General features: G+C 27.5%; 23 protein-coding genes. 4 read left to right on the top strand and 19 right to left on the bottom strand.

Annotated features, from left to right (window positions below):
• Positions 1-17 precede the first annotated feature (17 nt).
• On the bottom strand, positions 18-806 hold the full coding sequence (locus GOM42_RS14305; RefSeq protein WP_110077483.1) for a staygreen family protein: 789 nt from the start codon (positions 804-806) through the stop codon (positions 18-20).
• A gap of 132 nt (positions 807-938) precedes the next feature.
• On the opposite strand from GOM42_RS14305, the gene GOM42_RS14310 reads away from it, so the two are divergent.
• Together GOM42_RS14310 and msrA are read left to right on the top strand one after the other, a co-directional pair.
• Positions 939-1,526 (top strand): sugar O-acetyltransferase, encoded by a 588-nt coding sequence (locus GOM42_RS14310; protein ID WP_110077482.1) that lies wholly within the window; start codon positions 939-941, stop codon positions 1,524-1,526.
• Between the two features lie 51 nt (positions 1,527-1,577).
• The gene (msrA, locus tag GOM42_RS14315) at positions 1,578-2,051 is read left to right on the top strand and encodes a peptide-methionine (S)-S-oxide reductase MsrA (protein ID WP_110077481.1); all 474 of its coding nucleotides are present in this window, start codon (positions 1,578-1,580) and stop codon (positions 2,049-2,051) included.
• 1 nt (position 2,052) lies between these two features.
• Here the strand turns inward: msrA and GOM42_RS14320 are convergent, their stop codons facing one another.
• The 8 genes from GOM42_RS14320 to GOM42_RS14355 form a co-directional block, all read right to left on the bottom strand.
• Entirely contained in the window at positions 2,053-3,537 is a 1,485-nt protein-coding gene (locus GOM42_RS14320; protein ID WP_110077480.1) for an N-6 DNA methylase, read from the bottom strand.
• 128 nt (positions 3,538-3,665) lie between these two features.
• Positions 3,666-5,822: a YhgE/Pip domain-containing protein gene (locus tag GOM42_RS14325; protein WP_110029664.1), complete on the bottom strand. Its 2,157-nt coding sequence runs from the start codon at positions 5,820-5,822 to the stop codon at positions 3,666-3,668.
• Between the two features lie 22 nt (positions 5,823-5,844).
• On the bottom strand, positions 5,845-8,010 hold the full coding sequence (locus GOM42_RS14330) for a YhgE/Pip domain-containing protein (RefSeq protein ID WP_110077479.1): 2,166 nt from the start codon (positions 8,008-8,010) through the stop codon (positions 5,845-5,847).
• A gap of 351 nt (positions 8,011-8,361) precedes the next feature.
• Positions 8,362-8,700, bottom strand: coding sequence for a zinc ribbon domain-containing protein YjdM (locus GOM42_RS14335; protein WP_003456718.1), 339 nt, complete (start codon positions 8,698-8,700; stop codon positions 8,362-8,364).
• Positions 8,701-8,913: 213 nt separating this feature from the next.
• The gene (locus GOM42_RS14340; RefSeq protein ID WP_110077478.1) at positions 8,914-9,720 is read right to left on the bottom strand and encodes a hypothetical protein; all 807 of its coding nucleotides are present in this window, start codon (positions 9,718-9,720) and stop codon (positions 8,914-8,916) included.
• Positions 9,721-9,856: 136 nt separating this feature from the next.
• Positions 9,857-10,888, bottom strand: coding sequence for a DNA methylase (locus GOM42_RS14345; protein ID WP_003472101.1), 1,032 nt, complete (start codon positions 10,886-10,888; stop codon positions 9,857-9,859).
• A gap of 123 nt (positions 10,889-11,011) precedes the next feature.
• Entirely contained in the window at positions 11,012-12,445 is a 1,434-nt protein-coding gene (locus GOM42_RS14350; protein WP_003475839.1) for a potassium/proton antiporter, read from the bottom strand.
• A 252-nt stretch (positions 12,446-12,697) separates the two neighbouring features.
• Positions 12,698-13,066: a phage holin family protein gene (locus tag GOM42_RS14355; RefSeq protein WP_003456828.1), complete on the bottom strand. Its 369-nt coding sequence runs from the start codon at positions 13,064-13,066 to the stop codon at positions 12,698-12,700.
• Positions 13,067-13,599: 533 nt separating this feature from the next.
• On the opposite strand from GOM42_RS14355, the gene GOM42_RS14360 reads away from it, so the two are divergent.
• A complete protein-coding gene (locus GOM42_RS14360; RefSeq protein ID WP_003456879.1) occupies positions 13,600-13,998 on the top strand; it encodes a DUF2871 domain-containing protein in 399 nt (132 codons plus the stop codon).
• Positions 13,999-14,081: 83 nt separating this feature from the next.
• On the opposite strand, the gene GOM42_RS14365 is transcribed toward GOM42_RS14360, so the two are convergent.
• Positions 14,082-15,566, bottom strand: a complete 1,485-nt coding sequence (locus GOM42_RS14365; RefSeq protein ID WP_110077477.1) for an LPXTG cell wall anchor domain-containing protein — start codon at positions 15,564-15,566, stop codon at positions 14,082-14,084.
• 243 nt (positions 15,567-15,809) lie between these two features.
• A complete protein-coding gene (locus GOM42_RS14370) occupies positions 15,810-15,956 on the bottom strand; it encodes a hypothetical protein (protein WP_164789186.1) in 147 nt (48 codons plus the stop codon).
• 223 nt (positions 15,957-16,179) lie between these two features.
• Between GOM42_RS14370 and GOM42_RS14375 the strand changes: the two genes are divergently transcribed.
• Complete coding sequence (locus GOM42_RS14375; RefSeq protein ID WP_003456901.1) at positions 16,180-17,070, top strand: SDR family oxidoreductase; 891 nt, start codon at positions 16,180-16,182, stop codon at positions 17,068-17,070.
• Between the two features lie 156 nt (positions 17,071-17,226).
• On the opposite strand, the gene GOM42_RS14380 is transcribed toward GOM42_RS14375, so the two are convergent.
• The 8 genes from GOM42_RS14380 to GOM42_RS14415 all read right to left on the bottom strand — a co-directional run bounded on the left by GOM42_RS14380 (position 17,227) and on the right by GOM42_RS14415 (position 24,329).
• Positions 17,227-17,379: a zinc-ribbon domain-containing protein gene (locus GOM42_RS14380; RefSeq protein ID WP_003479385.1), complete on the bottom strand. Its 153-nt coding sequence runs from the start codon at positions 17,377-17,379 to the stop codon at positions 17,227-17,229.
• A gap of 458 nt (positions 17,380-17,837) precedes the next feature.
• Positions 17,838-18,416: a hypothetical protein gene (locus GOM42_RS14385; RefSeq protein ID WP_208337869.1), complete on the bottom strand. Its 579-nt coding sequence runs from the start codon at positions 18,414-18,416 to the stop codon at positions 17,838-17,840.
• A gap of 19 nt (positions 18,417-18,435) precedes the next feature.
• Positions 18,436-19,350, bottom strand: a complete 915-nt coding sequence (locus GOM42_RS14390; protein WP_198614183.1) for a Kiwa anti-phage protein KwaB-like domain-containing protein — start codon at positions 19,348-19,350, stop codon at positions 18,436-18,438.
• Between the two features lie 79 nt (positions 19,351-19,429).
• Positions 19,430-21,127: a recombinase family protein gene (locus GOM42_RS14395; RefSeq protein ID WP_198614184.1), complete on the bottom strand. Its 1,698-nt coding sequence runs from the start codon at positions 21,125-21,127 to the stop codon at positions 19,430-19,432.
• Positions 21,128-21,270: 143 nt separating this feature from the next.
• Positions 21,271-21,753 carry a hypothetical protein gene (locus GOM42_RS14400; protein ID WP_055227696.1) on the bottom strand — a complete coding sequence of 161 codons (483 nt, stop codon included), beginning with the start codon at positions 21,751-21,753 and terminating at the stop codon, positions 21,271-21,273.
• Positions 21,754-21,804: 51 nt separating this feature from the next.
• Positions 21,805-21,948: a hypothetical protein gene (locus tag GOM42_RS14405; RefSeq protein WP_004455699.1), complete on the bottom strand. Its 144-nt coding sequence runs from the start codon at positions 21,946-21,948 to the stop codon at positions 21,805-21,807.
• A gap of 187 nt (positions 21,949-22,135) precedes the next feature.
• Positions 22,136-22,678 carry a hypothetical protein gene (locus tag GOM42_RS14410; protein WP_075857454.1) on the bottom strand — a complete coding sequence of 181 codons (543 nt, stop codon included), beginning with the start codon at positions 22,676-22,678 and terminating at the stop codon, positions 22,136-22,138.
• A gap of 259 nt (positions 22,679-22,937) precedes the next feature.
• Positions 22,938-24,329 carry a phage/plasmid primase, P4 family gene (locus GOM42_RS14415; RefSeq protein ID WP_208337868.1) on the bottom strand — a complete coding sequence of 464 codons (1,392 nt, stop codon included), beginning with the start codon at positions 24,327-24,329 and terminating at the stop codon, positions 22,938-22,940.
• Positions 24,330-24,474 lie beyond the last annotated feature (145 nt).

Genomic DNA, 24,474 nt, shown 5'->3' on the forward strand with positions numbered 1-24,474 from the left:
AACAATCTCTTTTTTATTTACCTTGGATTTTTTACACTTAAAGTGCTTACTGCATTTGGAGTTACTAAAAACTCAATTATAAGGTTATTATATGCAGGTTGCATAGTTCCTACCTTAACTCCAACATAAATCTTATAGTTAAATTCACACTCATTATCTGCCTTAGCCTTAAATACTTCTAATACTTCCACATCTTTTAAACAATAATACATATCATTGTTATATAACTTTGTTATTTCAGCTTTAATATATGGATTTAATAAAGTTATTATAAAATTATTTACTAAAGGATCATTATCATTTAAAATACTCTCTTCCATATAAATATTGTTATTATTGTTTGGTGTATTTTCCATGCGATTATTAATATAATCCTTAAGTGTTCCATAGTTTTCAATCTTATTAAGCTCTTCATAAGCAGATATAAATCTCACTATTATATTGCTATTTAATAAATCATCATTATCATCTAAAAACTTTCTATCTCCATATGCTATAGCAGCTAGTGCTAAAGGTAACTCTTTTCTAAATATTCTATCTCTCTTTATGGCCTCTTCTCTTCCTTGATTTCCATCAACATATAAGTATATTTTTAAGATAAATCTATTGTTTCCTCTTTTCCAAACTCCAAAAACTTCATCTCTCGCTGATGAGTTTATTTTGTCATAAGCATATGCTAAAGCTACTGTAAGAAATAACTCTCCAGTATCATCATTATGAGTTAATGTGTACTTTCTTCCCTCTATTGGTTTTTCATCTGTAATTCCATTTCTAAATTCAACGCTTAACATTTTAGGATCAAACATAACTTAACACCTCAAAAATATAATATTAGCTATTCATTATATGAAATTTTAACTATTTCTATAACTAATCTGATGAAATATATATATGTTACTGATAAAATAATTGTGAGAATAAATATTGGAGGATTTTTTATGGCTATGACAGAAAAAGAAAAAATGATAGCAGGTCTGCCTTATAACCCTGCTGACCCAGAATTAACTAAAGGTAGAATTAGAGCTAGAATTTTATTTCAGAAATTTAATAAATTAGACTTACCTGATAATGAAGAGGAAACTGATAAAACTTTTAAAGAAAGAAGTAGTATATTAAAAGAACTTTTAGGTTCAACAGGTAAAAGCATATATATGGAACCTAACTTCAAATGTGATTATGGTTATAATATATCAGTAGGTAATAACTTTTACGCAAATTTTGATTGTGTAATGCTTGATGTTTGTAAAATTACCATAGGAGAAAATTGTTTCTTTGCCCCTGGAGTTCACATTTATACAGCTACTCATCCAATTAATCCTATTGAAAGGCTAAACTATGAATTTGGTAAGCCTGTAACCATAGGTAATAATGTTTGGATTGGAGGACATGCTACGATAAACCCAGGTGTAACTATAGGAAATAATGTAGTGGTAGCCTCTGGAGCCGTTGTAACTAAGGATGTTCCTGACAATGTAGTGGTAGGTGGAAATCCAGCAAAAATAATAAAAAAAGTTTGTGCTAAATAATCATAATTATTTTATAAATAGGAAAGCTAAAACTTATAAGGAGGGTTCGTTATGAAAAAAATTATATTAGCAGGTGGTTGTTTTTGGGGTGTAGAAGAATTTCTTTCTAGAATCAATGGTGTAGTAAGCACTGAAGTTGGATATGCTAATGGACGTACTGAAAATCCTACTTATGAAGATATATGCACTAAAAATACTTATTTTGCTGAAGTTTGTCTTGTAAATTATGATGAAAACATAATATCACTTAAAGAATTATTAGCTAAGTTTTGGACAATAATAGATCCAACCTCATTAAATAAACAAGGTAATGATGTTGGTAGCCAATATAGAACTGGCATTTACTATGTAGATCCTTCAGATTTACAAGAGATTTTAAATAGTAAAGAAGAACTTCAAAAATCTTATTCAAAAAAAATAGTGACAGAGGTTAAGCCCTTAGAAAACTATTATAAAGCTGAAGAATATCATCAAAAATATCTTAAAAAGAATCCTAATGGGTACTGTCACATAAAATTAGATTAAACTAAGTAACTTCAACTAAGTACTTTTTGAAATTAGAAATTAAATCTTTAGAATCATTTGAAATTTTAGCAACATGATTAACAATATTGTCTATATGGCATAACTCATTTTCTATACTAGAATTTTGTTTGCTTAACTTATAAGACCTTTTAGCTAAATGAGAAAGTCTAGCTTTTTCCTCTTTAGTAAAGCTTAAAAGTGGTATTCTAGATACATAGCCTGAAGTTATCATGTTGCTTCTTATTAACGCTCCCCTAACAAGATAAGTTACTAGGGATGAATTTAAATAAGCTAGTAACCACCAAACCTCTTCTGATTCACATATTATATTAGGATTTACTCCAAAGGTGGAGTTTTTAGGCAATATACATGCATTAAAGGAAACCCCCATAGATGAACAGGTTATACCACTTTTATAAAGAACTTCTTTATTTCTAACATTAAAATTTCTATTAATCTTTTCTATTTCTAAAAAATCTTTATGTAGATAAATTACTCTATCTGTATAAAACTTATCTTTTCCTGGATTTTTGTAAAAAGGAATAGTAAATTCATTGCTTTTTTCCTTAGATAAAAACTCTTTATCATTACCTGTTGAGATCCCTGTTACGCATTTAAATTTTTCTCCCAATCTAATATTATTAAATAAACTCCGTATATCTTCAGGACATTCTATTAAAAACTCTAAATTATCCTTTTTATTTTGCAATACAATTTCTTGTAAGCTATAAAGCCTTTCATTACTATTATCTTTTACCCCATTTAATAACTCTTTAAATTCTTCTATGGATTTAGGCCTGTTATTTACAACTATCTTTTCTTGATACTCTTTTCCCTTTCTTAAAATAAGTATGCTTGTCCTAACATCTGCTCCTTGATTATGAAAAAGCCCTCTAGGACACATGGTTATTTCATGTATAGAACATTCCCTAAGAATTTTATTCCTAAGCCTCTTATGATTTTTCGCTGTAAAAAATGAATCATTAGTAATTAATCCAATAACAGCCCCATTCTTTGCCTTATCTATTATGGCAGACATGAACATGCTGTACATATTATGCAACCCAACCTCATTGAAATAATTCTTAAGCCTCTCCTTATTCTCCTTTATAAAATTAACCTCATGACAATTATATGGTGGATTAGCAATGTAATAATCATAGTCCCATGTTTTTGTATTTTTTTGAGAGCAATAATAATTTATAAAATTGCCTTTCTTAAACTCACATCTATAATTGTTTTTATATTTTATTAAATCCATACCTATGGTTTTAATTCCTAAATCACTAAAATAATCAGTTAGCTCCTCTTTTCCACAACATGGATCAAATAAAGTTTTCCCTTTACCATTTATATCTATAATTCTTTTTCCTATATATCTTGCAACAAACGGAGGTGTAGAATAATACCCTATCTCTCTAACATCAATAATTTCCTTATGCTTTATATCAACTGCTTTATATAAGTTTTTCTCTTTTCTTCCCATAAAACACCTCACATTAACAAGAAATATTTTCACATTATATTTTACCACATATTTCTATTAATTATAATTTTAAGAATCTCTTATAAAACAAAAAGAGTAAAGAATTAATCTTTACTCTTTTCTTTATTTTATAATCCTGATTCTCTAAATTTATGCTCTACAAACTCAGTAAGTCTATGGAATGGCTTTTTAAGAATACATAGTAATAAGAATATTAATAAGAATATTCCTAAAGCTTTCATATCCTTAGATACAGAATTCCATATTGGACCAGCTATAGCTTCTCTAAATCCATCTATAGAATAAGTAAATGGCCATAAAGGTTGTAGAACCTCAAATATTTTTGGATTTGTCTGTATTGGATAAATTCCTCCAGCACCTGCTACTTGGAATACCATTATAACAATGGCTATTGCTTTACCTATGTTTCCAAATAATGATACTAAGGTAAATATCATTACCGTAAATACAATAGAACTAACTATTGCGAATCCAAACATCAATGGCATATTTGCAGGATTTACTCCTAATATATATATATCCCCTAAAACTACTATTACTGTTTGAATTAATGATATAGTCAAGAATAATAACATTTTACCAAAATGCTTTTGGATAAGATTTAATTTTGTTCCATCTTCAAAATCCTCACACTCTGCTGTTAATAATGATGTAAGTAATAATGAACCAACCCAAATTGCTAAAGTTGTATAAAATGGTGTAAGTCCTACTCCAAATATTCCTGCATCATAAACCTGTTCCTCTTTTACTGTTATAGGAGAGGATATAAATGATGCTATTTCTTCTGGATTCTTACTCATTAAATCTATTAGGTTATTTAAATTCTCCTCAGTTAATCCTGAAGTTTTTTCTATTAATTGACTAATTGCGTCTTGGAACTCACTAAGCTTACTTGTTACTTGATCAGCTTGTTGACTAGCTACATCACTACTAGCTATACCAAAAGTAGTTAAAGCATTTAGCTGTGGAACAACTACCTTTGTTGTTTCTAATACTGAGTTTGCTGTATCTAATCCACCTTTTAATGAATTTCCAATAGTATTTAAAGCTGGTGCTCCATCATTATAAAAAGTATTTGAAACATTTATTAAAGCTGAGCTTGTTTCAGTACTTATTGTAGAAACAGACTCTATAGCCTTAGCTATATTTTCCTTACTTTCATTGTTTGATAATGCTGTTTTTAAAGCAACTAATTGTTCTCTTTCTTTAGATACTAAATCTTTTGCAGTATTTAACTTATTTATTAAATTGCCTATTTTATTATTTGGTATTACGGAATTTATTTTTTCTAAAGCTTTAAGATTATTATCTATACTTTTATTTAATGAATCTGTTAATTTTACTAACTTATCTACAGTTTCAACCATCTTAGTTGTATCCATAGCATTATTTAATTCTTTAAGCTTTGAAAGTAAACTTTGTAATTCCTGGTTTGTTGATTGCATTGTTACAACATCACTGCTAAAACTATTTGATACAGCATTAACTGTTTGTTGTGTTGAATTTATTAAACTTTTACTTGCCTCAACAGTAGTTTGTAAATTATTTATTTGATCTGTTACCTTTGGTAGATCATTTCTTACACTAGAAAGATAACTACTTAAACTTTTTGAATCTCCATTAGCTTTTTGAACAAAATCTTGAATTTCCTTTAAACTACTATTAGCACTTTGTAATGTATCTCTCACTTTTAATATTTCCGGCTTATTAGTTTCTAACTTTCCACCTAATTGATTTAAAATATCAAAAGCTTCTTTATTTACAGTATCAACAAAATTAGATTTTATTTCATCTGTAACTTTATTTTTTGCAACATTTGTTATTTTGTTTGCTATAGCATTAGATTTTTCATTTACTTTATAAATTATATCCGGCTTTTGAGGACTTCCTGTAATTAAACTTGTTAATCCCTCTGAGAAATCTGAAGGTATTTCAATCATTGCATAATACTTACCTTCATTTAATCCATAATTTCCTTGCCATGCATCTACAAATTGCCATCCTATAGCATCATTCTTTTTAAGTTCATCAATTACTTCCTTACCTACATTTATCTCTTTACCATTTACCTCAGCGCCCTTGTCATTATTGACAACGGCAACCGGTAAATTCCCTGTATTAACATAAGGGTCCCAACATGCCTTAATGTTAATCCAAGCATAAAGAGATGGTATTATACATAAACCAATGACTATTGCTAAAGCCGCTGGATTTTTCCTTATATTTCTTAAATCTCTTCGAAAGACTTTAAAAATTTTCTTCATAATTCACCTCTTAAAATACAGCTTATTCTGCTATTCCAGATTCTTCAAACATGTCTTCAAATTTTCTAACCCTAGGATTTAAAGGTCCTTTTAATAAATATCCTAGAAGTATAAATACCAATCCCATTATGGTTAAAATAGCAAAATCTAAAATCACAGTACTTACTAAAGGTCCTGCTATAGCTTCCCTATATCCTGATATGGCATAAGTAAATGGGAAAGTTGGTTGAATTATTCTAAAGAATAATGGATCTACTTGTATAGGATATGATCCACCACTACCTGCTAATTGTAAAACCATAAGTATAATAGCTAAGGCTTTACCTAGGTTTCCAAAGACAGACATAAGCGTAAATACAATTATAGTGAACACAGCTGAAGCAAACATTGATACAAAAATTAATAATGCTGTATTTACTGTTTGAACTCCTAAAAGGAACTTATCCCCAAAGGCTACTATGAACCCTTGTAGTATTCCTAAGCTTACGAAAGTTAACATCTTTCCAAAATGTCTTTCTCTTAAATTTATATTCTCACTACCTTCAAATTCAGCTGACTCTGTTTTTAATAATGATATTAATATTAATGAACCAACCCATAGGGCTAATACTGAATATATTGGCGCCATTCCTGATCCATAGTTAGCTACTTTGTATATTGCATCTACCTCTATATTAAATGGATTTGCAATAAAATCTCCCATAAATTCTGGATTACTTTGTAGTATTCCAACTATTTTTCCAAGATCATCATCACTAACATCTTGAAGTTTTGAACTTAATTCACTTATAACACCTGAAAATTCTTCTAAACTATTTTTTAATTTTTCTGATGTTGAATTTGCAAGCTGAGATCCTTGATTAGCTGTACTTAATAAATTATTTATTTGATCAACTAAACCATTTGCTTTTCCTAATAAATCTGATGCCCCTTTAGTAGCAGTAACAAGTCCATCAGCAATTGTATTTAAAGCCGGTCTTGTATCATTATCAAATCTATTTAAAGAATTATCTAATTGCCCTTCTATTTTTTTAGTTAAATCACTTATTGAACTAAGAAGTCCTTTATCTACATTTTGACCACTATTAACTTTGCTTTGTAAATCGTTAAGCTTAGTTTTCTCTTCTGCTAAGGAATTTTGAACATTTTTTAATGAAGTTATCATATTAGCGATCTTTTCATTAGCAATTTTTTTATTAATAGCATCTAAAAAGTTAATTACAGCTGTAACACTATTATCAACTTTATCTATTTCGTTAATAGATTTACTTATTAGTGCATTAATCTTAGCAGAGCTTGCATCATTAGCCATTGAAGATAAATCATCTAAATTACTTTGTACCTTATCTAATGATGTTTGTGATTCACTTAAGTTTAACCTTATATTATCAAAGGTACTATTTAAAGATTCTTTAGAAGTATTTATTAAAGTACCAGTATTCTCAGCATTCTGAGATATATTATTTAAACCACTTGTTATTGATGGCATAGTACTTTGAACTTCTTCTAAATATGTGCTTAAATTTGATGAGTTACTATTTATATTGTTAAGCATATTTTTAATAGCACTCATATTTTTATCTATAGCTATTATAGAATTTTTTAACTTAATAATATTATCTTTATTTTTATCTACATCATATCCTAAATCATTTAATGAAGAAAATGCTGTCTCATTGACAGTAGTTATAAAATTTGATGTTATTTGATTTACAAGAGTACTTTGTGCAACTCCTGTTATTTTACCTGCAACAGGGTTAGCTTTTGTGTTAACCTTGTATATTATTTCAGGCTTTGTAGGATTTTCAGATAAAACACTAGTTAAGTCTTCAGAAAAATCTTCTGGAATTTCTATCATTGCATAATAGGTACCATCTATTAATCCCCTATCTGCTTGTTTCGTATCAACAAATTTCCACCCAATGGCATGATTATTCTTTAATTCATCAATCACTTCATTACCTATGTTCATTTCTTTCCCATTGAATGAAGCCCCTTTATCATTATTTACTACAGCAATGGGAACGCTGCTAGTATTTTCATAAGGATCCCAACATGCCGCTATATTTACCCATGCGTAAAGTGATGGTATAAAGCATATTCCACCTATTATTAAAAGTGCTATCGGATTTTTTATTATTGCTTTCACATCTCTCTTAAACACTTTTAAAATGTTACTCCACTTCATTTAAACACCTCCATTTAATAAAGCTAAAATAAACACATCCCCCTATGTCCTATCTTAAAATTATAAATTTAAAAAGACTTAAAAACTCTTAATTACTATAGTATCAAAAATTAGTTTACAAATAAACCTTTTTGATAGTATTTTATAGATTTTTCTTAATTTATCGTTTTCAAATTACATTGTATTAATTAATTTATTAAATCATTATGTTCTTATTATATATCAATATAATTAATTGATTCCTTTTCTTAAATATTAATTATTTAATCTTAAATAGAATTAAACCTAATTATATTAGTTAAATTCCAAAATAAAAAGGAACATACTAATATGTTCCTTATTGGTGTTTAATTAAATTTTTTTAACGAATTCTGATTTTAAGCTCATAGCTCCAAATCCATCTATTTTACAATCTATGTTGTGATCTCCTTCAACTAGACGTATGTTCTTAACTTTTGTACCCTTTTTTAAAGCTGATGAAGCACCTTTTACTTTAAGGTCTTTTATTATAGTTACAGTATCTCCATCTTGAAGTATATTTCCGTTTGAGTCTTTAACTACTAATACATCCTCATCTGCATTTTCACTTCCTGGAGTCCACTCATAAGCACATTCTGGGCAAACTAAAAGACTTCCATCTTCATAAGTGTATTCTGAATTACATTTAGGGCAATTTGGTAATTTATCCATTATACATATCCTCCGTTCATTAACTAAATTCTCCTTAGTATAAATATTGATTTATACATATAGGGATTTACTTATAGGCCTATATAATATCATAGTCTAATAATAATGACAAATTTTAAGCTTTTTAAAGATAAATTGCTATAATCTTCTAAAATATTGACTAATAATAGAATATATTATAATTTGCTAAATTTTAAAGTTTTTATTCTTATTTTAAGATCCTGATAAAACACTTCCATCTGAGCTAACTACAAAAAGTTCTGAGTTATTACTATCCCCATTCTTTTTAACAATTACTTGATAAACCTTTGCCCCATTTATATCTGTGTATTCTTGAAAATTTTCATATGTATTATTAGGATTATCTCCTATTTCTTTTTTTACAAGTTCAACAGCCTTCTCAAAAGTAAATTTTCCATTTACCTTTTCCACTTCTTCCTTTGTAACTTTTGAACTAGCTTCTTCATATATTTTATTAGCTCTAGCTTCTTGATTAGGTAACATATAATTTCCTCTAATTAACTTGCTCATAAATACTTTTGCTTCAAAGTATTTACCTGAATCATAAAGTTTTTGTCCTTCATTTATCTCATCATTTATTTTTTTTGCAAAGTAAAATCTATCTTTCTCATATTCAACCTTGGCTAAAACATCTTTATCTGTTATGGTTTCATATAATCTTATAGCTTCATCAAAATCTTCTCTATTATAAGCATCACGAGCTTTATAGAATATTGTATATTTATCATTTACTTCTTGTTCTTCTTGCTTTTTATTACTATCTTCTTTATTAGAACTATCTTTTTCATTATTTTCTTTGCTTCCTTCTAAATCGCCTGTATTATTTTCTGCTTTTTCATCTTTATTATTTTGATCTTTTTCACTACTAATATGCTTTTCATTTTCAGCAACACTCTCTTGTTTTTCCTTAAAATAGTTATTATTTAAAACTATTCCTGTAGTTGTTCCTCCAATTAATATTAAACCTATTATAGCTGTAATTATTAGCTTTTTCCTCATTTTTCCCCCTAAACCAACTTATTTATATTACAAATTATTACCTTAAATTATACTATTAGCAATATAAAAAAACTATAAAAAATTTAAGTTAAATTTGTAAAAAATAAAGGATTACTTAATTAGTAATCCTCTATTTTTAAGCCTTTACAGCTACTATTAAATTTCTATTTATTGATTGATCTACTCTATGTAAATAATTATGATAAGGTGTTTCATCAAGAACTTTAAATCCATTTTCCTCTAAAACAATAGCTACCTCATCATATTTCATAGTAAATTCATTGTATGAAAGTACTAAACTTCCTTTAGTTTTTAATGCATTATGCCATGCTGGAATTGCTTCTTTTAAAAGCCCTAGTGGACTTCTTTCCATAAGAGAATTTCTATCATTCTTACTTCCATGCTGAACCCCATAAGGTAAATCAGATATTATAATATCACAAGATTTTTTCTTAATAAGAAGATCTGCTTTTCTAGTATCTGAATTAAATAACTGGAATGATTGAACATCTCCTGAATTAAAAGCATTCTTTTCTGCTGCGGCAGTTAAATTAAACACATTAGCTATTTTCTTCTTTTTAGAATCTGACACCTTAGATTTTTCAACTTTATGCTTAAACTTTCCTTCTTTTAAAAATCTAACAACATAAGTTTGAATTTCTTGAGTCCATTGCTCATTTATCTCTATTCCTTTAACATCAAACCCTCTTATGAATCCTTCATATAAAGTTGTACCTTTACCACACATAGGATCTAATAAAGTTATCTTTTTACTTCCTGTTTTACAAGCACTTAAAGCTAAATTTACCATAAGTCTAGTAAATTGCTCATTTGTCTTTCCATTATATTTTAATATTTGAACCATACTTTCAGGGAATGTATGAAAATCTGGGACACTAATAGGTCTTAAAAGATTTCCTTCTACTATTTCAAATAAGGCATAATAAATTGATGAAAAACTTAGTGCTTTAAAGTCTTCTTCCTTAAGCTCTCTATTAGTACTAAAGCATATTGATGCTGGAAGACCTAAATTTCCTTCTCCAATCTCCTTTATCTCCATATCATAAGCATCTGCAATTGCTTGTAATTCTGAAACTGCAATCTTAAGCGCTGTATCAAAATAAATACGATTATGACCTGGATTTGCAAGTATCGCATATTTGCTCATAAAAAAATCCTCACTTATTCTTATCTTTTAATTCTATTTTTTATCCATAATATTATAACATCACATACTTTAAATATTAATAAAAAAATAGGATACTTTTAAATAAAAGTATCCTATTTTTTATTATCTTATTTCATCTAAAAAGCTATTCATAATTTCGTTATTCTCACTTGTTAAAACAAGAGTATCATTAGGCTTAATTATTGTAAAACCTTTTGGAATAACAACTTTATTATCTCTTTTTATCATAACAATTAAAATCTCATCTGGAATTTCTGAATCCATAATAGCTTTATTTACAATCTTATTATTTTCTCCAACTTTAACTTCAAAAATGTAATCTTTTATATTATTTTTCATATTATCTTCATGGTTATCATCTTCATAACATATTAAATCTAGCTTCTTTGCAAACCAAGGTATTAACGTTCCCTGAATTGCTACTGAGAATAATGCTATAAAAAATATAATATGAAAAATATCATTTTCAATAGCTGAGGTCTTAGTAATTGCATATATTGCAAAAACTAATGAACCTGCCCCTCTAAGTCCAACCCAAGATATAAACATCTGCTCTTTAATTGGAACTTTAAACCAACTTAATATAGTAAAGACTGCTATAGGTCTGCCTACTAATATTAAAAATATTGAAATAGCTATTCCCTCAAATGCTATGCTTGGTAATTGTGATGGAAAGGCTAAAAGTCCTAACATGAAAAATAAAATTATTTGCATTATCCATGATAATCCATCAAAAAAATGATTCAAACTCTTCTTATGAGGTATTTTTGAATTTCCCATTACTATACCAGCAATAAATACACTTAAATAACCATTTCCACCTAAGAATTCACTTATTGAATAAGCTAAAATAGCTACAGTTATAGTAAAAATAGGATATAAACCCTCAATTTCAAATTCCACTTTTCTTAATATAAAAACTGCAAGTTTTGATAGAAATAATCCTACTGTCACTCCAAAAACTATTTGTTTAAAAATCATTCCTAAAAGACCAATACCTACTGATTCATTACTAGTAATAAAAATTAACATAACACTTGTCAGCATGTATGCCGTTGGATCATTACTACCACTTTCAAACTCTACTAATGTATCAATATTATTTTTTAATTTTAAATTCCTTGAACGAAGAATAGATATAACTGAAGCAGCATCTGTAGAAGCAACAATACATCCTAATAATAAACCCTCAAATATACTTGTTTTTAATACAAAATGACAAAACAATCCTGTAAGCCCTGCTGTTATTATAACACCTAGTGTAGATAACATAATTGAAGGTATAGCTACAGACCTTGCTTTTTTCCATTCAGTACAAAAACCACCATAAAACATTATAAATACTAACGCTATAGATGATAAAGAATAAGTAATATTATAGTTATCAAAATATATACCACCAATTCCATCAGATCCAAATAACATTCCTATTATAATAAATACTAAAAGTACAGGCACACCCCATTTATAGAAAATTTTACTAGATATTATACATGTAAGTAGTACTATACCACTTAGTATCATTAGATTAACCATAATAAATCACCCCCTTAAGCTCTTAATCACAAGCTAATCATATTTATATTATAAACTTAATTTCTAAATCTCTGTTTATCTTAATATAGAAATCTTAAGATTTTATGTGTTTTATTAAAATATAACAATTAAATATTTTAAAACTTTTTATAGTTACAAAAATTTATTGGTGTAATTCAAAAAATCATAATAAAAACTGCTATTAATTAAATTAATAGCAGTTTTTATTAATTAAAATATTTAAATTTAATTTTACATAATTTTATTTGGAATTACAGCATCTATTATTCCTATAACTACAGCAGCTAGTAATGCTCCTATAATTGAAACTCCCATGTTTGGAACTAAGAATTGAGTTAAATATATTATTATTGCAGCTATTATAAAACCTTTTATTCCTTTCCCAAATGGTGATGCATCAACACCCATAAATAATTCTACTAAATAATCTAGCACTGATATTACGACAGCAGCTAATAAAAATGACCATAGTCCATGTATTGAAAATCCTGGAGTTACAAATGATGTTATTACTAATACTATGGCAACTAAAACAAATCTTCCTATCCACTTTAATATGCTACCATCACTATTTTGTTTTCTATAACTTTCATTTCCCATAAGATTACCTCCTTCTATAAATTGATCCTTTGTAAAGTGCTACTCATTTTTAATCTTAATAACTTTCTTTACACTTATATGTTGACCACTATATGAAATAATATTCCTATTAAAGATTTTAATTTAAGAGTTTTAAAATTATAATATTAATATTTACTAATTGTTGATTAAACAAATTTAAGATCTACTTAAATTCATATAAACTGTATGAATTTAATATATTTTATTAAGATACATATTATAAAGATAAATTTTATATTTATCTTAGTGTTATCACAACTTTTTTGAAAATTCACATTAAATATATAAAATTTTATAATAAAGTATTTATCTTTTGTCTATTATATTTTTTATGATTTATTAGACTATATACTACTCTTTATTTTTAATTTATTAATTGTAATCTTATTATTAAAATTACTTTAAATAATATAAATCCCCTTTTATTTCTGTTGAAAAAACTTTTTAAAAGTTATATCATTATTTGTAATTAATATTAACAAATAATTTTTATCAATATGGGAGGTGTATAAATGAAAAAATATTTTAACTTAGCAACTTTTTATTTAATTTTAGGACTAGCTATGGGAGTATTTTATAGGGAATTTACAAAGATTAATGGATTTGAAGGAAAAACATCACTATCAATTATTCATACTCATATCTTAACTTTTGGATTTATATTTTTTATTTTAGTTTTACTTTTAGAGAAAAACTTTAAGTTATCCCAAAATAAAAATTTTAAAAAATGGTGTATTTTTTATAATATTTCATTAATATACTTAGTAGTTACATTTACTATTAGGGGAACATTTCAAGTATTAGGTCATGATTTTGTAGGTTTAAATCATATATCTGGTCTTTCACATGTTCTTTTAAGTATAGCTTTGATATGGTTTACAATTATATGTAATAAAGCTATAAAAAATTGATAATCACTTACTAATATATTTAAATAAAAATAAGGAAGAAGCTAAATTAACTTCTTCCTTACATTAATTTAATAATAATTATATTATCTCTTTTTCTTTAGGAATAATCCTCCAAGTAAAGATGTTAGTCCTAGCATGCCCATAGAAGCTGCATTAACAGGTGCACCTGTTTGAGGTAGTTCTTCTTTTATTCCCTCATCTCCTGGTTTTTGTTCTTCACCTGGCTTTTGCTCTTCACTTGGTTTTTGCTCATCTCCTGGCTTTTGTTCTTCACCTGGCTTTTGCTCTTCTGTAGGATTATCAGAGTTTTCCACCTTAGAAAATGTTATTTTTATTGAGTTTGCTTGGTCTCCCCAGAATGTATAGTCAAAGTATCCATTCTTAGCTAAGCTTTCTACTGCTGATGCTGCATTGTCTTTTGTTAAGATAATTCCATTAACTTCTACTTTGTCTACTTTGTATCCTTCTGCTGGGTTAACTGTTACTCTTACTTCTTCTCCAGTCTTTACTAATACGTCTCCTCCAGTTAGAGTTTGACCATTTATTTCTACTGATCCATTTCCTTCTGTTGTTACATTTAGTATTGTTTGATTAGTTTCAACCTTAGCAAATGTTACTTTTATTGAGTTTGCTTGATCTCCCCAGAATGTATAGTCAAAGTATCCATTCTTAGCTAAACTTTCTACTGCTGATGCTGCATTGTCTTTTGTTAAGACAATTCCATTAACTTCTACTTTATCTAATTTATATCCTTCTGCTGGATTTACTTTTACTCTAACTGATTCACCAGTTTTTACTGATACATCTCCGCCAGTTAAAGTTTGTCCATTTATTTCTACTGATCCATTTCCTTCTGTTGTTACATTTAGTATTGTTTGATTAGTTTCAACCTTAGCAAATGTTACTTTTACTGAGTTTGCTTGGTCTCCCCAGAATGTATAGTCAAAATATCCATTAGCTAAACTTTCCATTGCTGATGGTGCATTGTCTTTTGTTAATACTACACCATTAACTTCTACCTTATCTAATTCATATCCTTCTGATGGATTTACTTTTACTCTTACTGATTCACCAGTTTTTACTGATACATCTCCGCCAGTTAAAGTTTGACCATTTATTTCTACTGACCCTTTTCCTTCTGTTGTTACTTTTAATGTTGTTTGATTAGTTTCAACTTTAGCAAATGTTACTTTTACTGAATTTGCTTGGTCTCCCCAGAATGTATAATCAAAATATCCATTAGCTAAGCTTTCCATTGCTGATGGTGCATTGTCTTTTGTTAATACTACACCATTAACTTCTACCTTATCTAATTCATATCCTTCTGATGGATTTACATTTACTCTTACTGATTCACCAGCTTTTACTGATACATCTCCACCAGTTAAAGTTTGGCCATTTATTGCTACTGTTCCTTTTCCTTCAGTTATAACCTTTAATGAAGCATAGTTTGCCTCTTGAACTTCTATTCTATTTTCAACTGTATCAACTATATCTTGTGCATATACAGTTTCCATCCCCTGAGCTGATAATGCAACTATCAGCGCCATTATAAGCTTTTTTTTCATAAAAAAACCCCTCCATTTACTTATTTTTTATTAATTTTATCACCACCATTGTTTACTATTCAATTACTTTAATGTTAATTATTCCTAAATTATTTTTAATATTTATAAAATTTTAATTAATATATAAATATAAAATTATAAAAATTTACAAAATAATAAAAATATTATTTTAATAAATATAGTGTATTTTAAAAAAGACCGCCTTCTATAATTAATCCTAATTTTGAGCATATCTAATCAAATCTACTGAATTACTTCTATTGAAGTACCTTTTATACCTAAATATACATATTCACATCTTGAAGCATTATATACTCCAATTGACTCTACTATTAAATTTTCTACATATATATCAATATCTATATTCTTCATATAAATCATGTTTATCACAGTAGTCTCTTAATATCTTTCTTTGCACTTATATGTTGACTACTATATGAAATAATATTCCTAATAAAACTTAAATTAAATTGTAAGAACTTAAATTATAATAATATTTATAATAAATTTCTTGATTTTAATTATGAAAAAGTTGAAATTCTCTCTTTAAAATCACAAATATAATTATCTCTTCATAAAATAACTAGTATTATAAATACCTAAGGAGTGTCTAATGAATCCATATTGTGATAATAGTATAAACTTTGAAAAGTTACCAAAGAAATTCCCACCTCAACATCAATCAGTTCAACCTGGAATAGAATCAATAATGGTTCCTAGTCCTATATTTGATAATCCTGATTATAAGGGCAGTGAAAAATTAAAAGGAAAATCAGTTCTTATTACTGGTGGTGATAGTGGAATTGGTAGAGCAGTTTCTATAGCATTTGCAAAAGAAGGAGCAAATATTGTAATCTCTTATCTTTACGAAAATGATGATGCTGAAACCACAAAGAAATATGTAGAAAAATATGGTGGAAAATGCTACTTAGTTCCTGGTGATATTTCTAATAAAAACTTCTGTGAAAAATTAGTTAGATTTACAGTGGAAACTTTAGGTGGGATAGATGTTTTAATAAATAATGCTGGAGTTCAATTCCCTCAAAATAATATAAACTGTATTTCGCAAGAGCAACTTGAATTAACATTTAAAATAAATATTTTTTCTATGTTCTATCTTACACAAGAAGCTTTAAAATACATGAAAAGAGGAAGTACAATAGTAAATACTACATCTGTTACTGCTTACCAAGGTAAGGAAAATCTTATAGATTACTCCTCAACAAAAGGTGCTGTAGTTACATTTACAAGATCACTTTCACAATCACTTGCTAAACATGGAATAAGAGTTAATGCAGTAGCTCCAGGTCCTATTTGGACTCCTCTTATAGTATCAAGTTTTTCAGAGGAAGAAGTAGCTCGTTTTGGATCTGATGTCCCAATGAAACGTGCTGGTCAACCTTTTGAACTCGCACCAGCATATGTCTACTTAGCATCTGATGATTCCTCCTACGTAACAGGACAAGTTCTTCATGTAAATGGTGGAACTATGGTAGATAGTTAAAAACTTTATATTAAAAAAAGCCTGTTTTTATTTAAAACAGGCTTTTTTAATTCTATTTATGGTACGTTTCTCCGTATCAGTATTAAGTGAGGTTTTTATAATATTTTTACATAAAAAAAGGTTGTAGTTTAAACCACAACCTATAATAATCTAAAATTATCTTCTATTTTGCTCTTTTTTAGCTCTTCTACAAGATATACATCTTGTTGGCTCATTTTCAAATCCTTTTTCTTTGTAGAATTCTTGCTCTCCTACTGAAAATATGAATTCACTTCCGCAATCTCTGCATTTTAATGTTTTATCTGACATAAACATTCCTCCTAAAATTAAAGATTCTAAATGGATATATAATCTCTAATTTTGAGAACTATTTATCTAAATGAAACTTTTTTTGTTAGCTACTCTGCTACCATTTTAGTATAACATAGTACTTAACTATTTACAACCTTTTATATTTATTTTTTTTAATTATTTAAAATTAATACATTTTTTTCTATATAACTATATCTAAATTCAACACCTTTAATCGAATATTTATTAACATAAAAGAAAAAGGAATACCCTTAATAGGTACTCATCCTTATTTTACTAGATATTCAACTAGTTTATCATTTATATTAAGTTTTATTTAGTCTATTTCTCTTAATTCATTTTAATCTATTTAAAGTAAAAATATCCATTATTTGTGATAAGGTTCTCCGTATCAGTATTAAGTGAGGTTTTTTATATAACAAAAAATAAGAGCATTTTATTGCTCCTATTACTTATTAATTGTATTTTTTACATAAGTAAATATCATTACTTCCACCAAATGATACGAACTTATACTTTTCATTATTACTTCTAATATTTGAAAACTTTCTCTTCTTTATTAAAAGCACTTTCTCATCACCATTAATATTATTACCTTTATATATATAATATCCTTTAATCCACAGAAAAATATTAAAACTAAAATTTTCAGCTCTTGCATTCATAAAGATAAATACTAATATAAGTATATTAGTATAAAATATATAGAATCCACTTATCTTATCTAAATCAAAAGTTAATAAAGGTAGTAAATAAGTCATCATATAATTTATTTCTGCCTTTTTATCTTCATTTATATTCTTGAATACTATTTCATTCTCTGTGTTTTGACTACTCTCTTTTTCTTTTATATATCTACTGGCTATCATACTAAAAAATACTTGTACAATTACAATTATAGCAACTGCTATTATTACATATCTTTTTGTATTGCTATCCATTGTTCCATATAAAAATTGATATATATACATAAATATCATCAGTGAGTACAAAGGAATAAAACTGGTTATAGATAATGCCAATTTAGGTAGCATATCTACACCTCCTTCTTTACTAATTCATAACATCATCTCTTTCACTAATATGCCTTCTTATATAATCATCAGCAAATAAATGTAATACATCTCCCACATCAGTTTCATCATCAAATATTATTTGACCATTTTCTATATCAAAATTAATTGTTAATCCATATTGGGCTAACACTTCTGGTATTTTTTCTATATTTTGATGAAAATATTGATATGACTGTGTTGTTTGAATCTTATGAAGTTTTCTCATATAATTATTCTTACCATTAATTTGATTAATAAACGTCTCAATAGTTTCTTCTCTCATTAAATTAAACTCTCTTAAATTATTTGAGAATTCTGTTAAAGTTCCTGTAAATAGACTATTTATATCTAAAATATATTCAGCTTGTACTACATTTATTATAAATGCTATATTGCATTGAGCATCAATTATAATATCTGGTACTAATTTAGAAAGTAATAACAAATTGTCATTTTCTTGTTCAACAACAGCTTCCTCTACATCAAATCTAGCTTTCCATCCTTGTTTAAATAATTTTCCAGAATTATATTTAAATAAAAATATAAATCGTCCTTTCTTAAAAATAATTAGCTTTATTTTATCAGTTTCAATAGTCGCAATTCTAGCCCTATCAACTTCTCCAGTTTCTAATTGTGCATTAATTTCTATTATACTATCTACAGATTGATATTCCATCATCTCTTGTGAAATATAATAAATTGTATTTGGTCTTCTTTCTAACGCATCATATCTAGAATACTCTTTTCCTATCATAGCTTCTCTCGTAGGATTTATTATTTCTAGTTGCTGTTGTTGATTTAATCCGCTTCTAAAAGAATATACATTATTATTAGTCTGTAAAAACATAGTTAATCCATTTTCCTCGTTTATCAATTCCTCTTGTAGCTCTTCTAAACTTCTTCTATATGGCATAATATCCTCCCTAAATCCATTTTACTTAACTTTTCCCTATATTATACCAAATAATCATGTTTAATTCCTTATTTTTCATTTAAATTGTAATATTCAAATTCAATATTCTTACTCCAATATTTCTTAACATAAAAGAAGAAGGAATACCCTTAATAGGTACTCCTCCTTCTTTTACTAGATATTCAACTAACTTATCATTTATATTAAGTTTTATTGAGTCTATTTCTCTTGATTCATTCATTGTTATTTCAGATATTATCATATGTAGTAACTTTTTCTGTTGCTCTCTACTAACACTACTATTTAATATTTTACTGAAATTCATAAGTATATCTTTAATGAACTCATATGGTATCTCTTCACTTACCTCCTCAGAAATTGTGTTTAGTAACGGCTTCTTTTCTTCTTCTAAAATTCTGATTTTCTCATTTAGTTCATCCTTTCTAGTTTGAAACTCCTCTTTAGTTAAGATGTCATCCTCATATGCTTCAAAGATTTTTCGTTTTCTTTTATCTAGTTTTTCAAGCTCTTTATCTATGTCACCTAACAATCTTTTAGCTGGTTTAACTTTATCTTTTCTTTCCTTATTAATGTTTTTAACAACTGCTTTAATCATTGCTTCATTAGATACTAATTCTTCAATCTTTTTAAACACATATTCATTAGCTTTATCTACTCTTATTGTATTACTATTACATACTGAAGTTCCTTTATTCTTCCAATTACCACAACAGTAATAAGCTATTCTCCTTTTAGTACCATCTGCTAATGTATTGGTTGTCCTAGAAATCACCATACCAGCTCCACACTTAGGACATCTTAGTATTCCCGTTAATGGATATTCTCCATCATATATTCTTGAAGGCTTTCCTTTCTTACTTTCTAAAATTAATTGAACTTTATCCCATAGCTCTCTATCTATAATAGCTTCATGCTTTCCTTTAACTCTTATTGGATTAGGATTTATATTCCTTCTTCTTTTCTCACTCCAATTTTGTCTTACATTATATCTTATTTCTCCTATGTATACTGGATTAGTTAGTATATCTCTTATACTTCCTACTGAAAAGTTATTTCCCTTTTTAGTTTTATATCCCAATTTATTCATTTTATTAGTTATTGCTTTATATCCCTTTCCTTTACTATATTCATTAAATATAAACCTTACTATTTCGGCTTCTTTTTCATTGATTTCTAGTTTGTTTTTCCCCTTTTTTTCTTCTTCTGGTGAGTTATTTGGTACTAAGTCATATCCTAAGACTCGTCCACCGCACCAATTTCCAGATTTTGCCTTTGCAATCATCCCCATCTTAACATTCTGTGCAATAGTCCCCCTTTCAAACTCTCCTATTAAAGCCATCATTTGAAATTGCATTCTTCCTGCTGGTGTATCTGTTTCAAAAGGTTCTGAATAAGATTTGAATGTTATATTGTTTTTCTCTAATAGATTTACAATCTTTAAAACATCTTCTAACTTTCTACTTACACGGTTTATCTTCCAAGATATAACCATATCGAACTTTCCTGCTTTAGCATCACTTAAAAGTTCTTTTAATGCTGGTCTATCTTTTATGTTTTTTCCACTTATTCCTCTATCAGAATAGCATTTATAGATTACATATCCCATCTTCTTACACCATTCTTCTAGTAATCTTTCTTGTTCATCTATACTGTAACCGTTCTCAGATTGTTCTTCAGTACTTACCCGGCAATATATGGCAATTAATTTCCTTCTTTTCTCAACTTTTATATCATTAACCAATTTCTTAAATCCCATAGAACTCCTCCTAATATCTAATCAAATTTATAATATATACTTAACTTTTATTTTTATATCATTTAATAATTAGATTATTTAGAAGTTACCCAATATATTAGATAACTTCTAAACCTTTATTAATTTTTAAAGCTCTATTTTGCTTAAAGAGATTCTACCTTGTTAGTTATGTACTCCATGCTAATCATATTATTTTTTTCCATTTCTGAATATCTCTCTTCTTTTAACTTTCTGTCATGTTCTATAATAATTTCACCATCTTCGATATTATAAACATTAGTAACATTCATATATTCTCCACCATTTTTAATTTCGATTTTTAATTCTATTACAACTTCAGCACCTATTAATTCATTCATATTAAATTTTTCATACTCATCATATACATTAAAATCACTTCCTTTAATAGCTTTAATTAATTTATAAAATAAGTATGTAGTCCAAGGGGCTATAAGCATGTATTGTTTTATTGATGTTCCATTCTCTATTTCAAAAGTTATATATCCTTGCTCAAAAACTTTACCCTTAACAATCTTTTTGTCATTAAATTCACAGCTTACTATTTTACATTTCTTATATCCTTCTTCTATTTTTACACTTACTCCATCTTTCTTTATGATTGCCATATTTATCTCTCCTTTTATTTTTCTATTTTCTGCTTACTTATTGATTATTTTTTATTGGTTATTTTCTTTAATCCAATTTATGAACCATTCACTATTCATTATTTCTTCTTGTTCTTTTATGCTTGTCCTATTCTCACATATTTGAATTATTGAATCTTCTAATCTTATCTTCTCTATTTTTCTATTGCTCTCCATTATGTACTCCTCCTAAATCATTTAATTTCACTAAGCACCGAACTATATAAGTTCAATGCTTAGTAGATTTTCTAATTTTCTTTTAACTCATCTATTTTTGAAGCTATTATGTATAGGCTTATTATCTCTGTTATTGCTTCAACTATATCGTCTATTGTTAATTCATCCATATATTATTACCTCCCACTTAATCTATAGTTATTATCGCTACTTTATGATTTTCGTATGTAGTATATTTAACTTCTAAAAATGTAATTGAAGTTTTGTTTCTAAAATCTAATTGATACATTTCAGTTAGCTCATTTACTGTACCAGCAGAATATATAGTCCCTTTTGTTTTAGAGTATTTTATACTTAAAAAGTTTTGATTGTCTGGTAATTTTTCTCCTACAGCAATTGCATTATCTGAGCATGAAATTAATATTTTAGGTGGATTCCCTAACTCCTCCATGACATCCTTTGGAAAAACAATCCTTTTACCATTTTTTTCAGTGTTTATTATAGTAACTACTCCTTGATTACTTCTTATTACACTTTTCTGTTTAGACTTAGAAGCCTTAAAGTTTTCTAAATTGTACTGTTGTTCTTGGATTACTTCCTCAATTTTTTCTATTGTTTCTTCTATTGTTTCTTCTACTATTTCTTGGTTTTGTATTTCTTTTCTTTCATCTTCCTCGCTCATCTTTTTAAAGATGTCTATTGGTTTTGTTCTTCTTTTTACTACTGCCATTTTTTAATCTCCTTTTACTTATTATTTGATTTATTCATTACCTCACTTTTAGGACTCACTCAGTCCTTTTCTCAGTCTCTTAGTCTCAAGTCTATTCTATTGATTTATGTGGTCTAGGACGTATGGACGCATATGTTACCACCTCCTTTCAGTTTATTATTCATGAAACATCTTCTTTTTGATGTTTCATGAATTTTCTTAGTCCTTTAGCCCTAGTTGTTGGTACATCTAAATTTCAGCATTTTATCTTAGCCACCAATTAGCCACCTAGTTGTCCAAATATTCTAGAATCATCTAATGAAATCCTAAAACATCCAACTATTTTTACTCCAGTATGGTATCTAAATGAATTTGATTTCTTACTTTCACATTCATATCCTAATGACTTAGCATAAGCATCAAATTTCCTCCAGAACTTTTGAACACTTATTTTAGCTTGTCCTTCCATTCCATTAGCTCTAGCCCAGCTTTTGTATGTATTGTAGATTATTCTATTATCTTCTCTATGGTCACTATGTTCTTTTTCAACGCATTGCTCAAAGAATAGTATCATCGGATTAAGTTCCATTTCATACTGTTTAAGTAATTTATTGGAACTATTGCATTCAGAAAATCTAAAATTATTTTCTTTTAATCTCCTTAGACCTACTAAAGCCCAATTAAATATTCCATTAAGTTCTTCTTTTAGTTTTTCTCTTAAATAGAAATCTCTATCTTCTTCTTTAACTACATTTTTGAAATGAAGCATACATAATCTTCTCATAAACGCATAACCTCCATCATTTGTATGAGGTAGATTATTTGTTGAAAATACCATTCTAGCAGTAGGCTTAAACTGAATTACAGGTTTATTTTTCTGTTCAGCAGTTATTATGTCTTCACCAACTATAGCCTTAAAATATTGAGTATTAAGAGAAGCCCCATTAAACTCATTCTCGTTGCTAATGTTAGCTAACTTTCCATATATACATACTCTAGAAAATGGTCTACTAAGTTCATTCATTGGTATACTTGAAATATTTTCTTGACCAATAAGTTCACTAATGATATCAATGAAAACACCTTTACCATTTTTTCCTAAGCCGTACAAGATTAGTGCTTTTTGTGCTCTTGTTTCTGCTGTTAAAATGTATCCAACCCACTCTTGTGCAAGATTTATAGCTTCTTCATCACCATTAAAACATTGATTAAGAAATCTAATGAAATTAGGACATTCAGCTTCTTCATTGTAATCAACAGGTATTCTAATACTACTGTAAAACTCAGGTCTATGTTCCATTAGGCTATATGTGTTTAAATCAAACATACCATTTCTAAGATTTATATATCTTTTGTTAGAGTTAAGTTCCTCTTCAAAAAATACTGACCTCTTCAATGCTCCTATGTATTCCTTTTCATTTTTCAAAGACCATATATCATCTGAATAAGTTTCTAGCTTCTCTTTTAATTTCTGAAATAAATACATATCAGAAATCTTATTCCATATACCATCGTTATATACATAAAACAAACCCTTATTATAGATAATTTGTAATTTTTTAGCTGTAAAAGTGGCAAATTTATTAGGATTAAAGGATTTTACCTTTCCAGTTTTCTTTGAAAACTCTATCCCCATTTCTTCACATTCTATGATTTTTTCATCTTCTAACATACATTTTCTCCTCACTTATCTTTATTAAGTAAGGTAATGAATTTCTTATGTTGTTTACAAGTTCATTATATATCAAATTAATAACGATATTATTTTTTAAATCTTGTATTGCTTAAGACTTTCCTAGAAAATGGATTATATTATA

It is taken from the genome of Clostridium sp. 16K-1-R1, from assembly GCF_023921145.1.
GTDB classification, from domain to species: domain Bacteria; phylum Bacillota; class Clostridia; order Clostridiales; family Clostridiaceae; genus Sarcina; species Sarcina perfringens.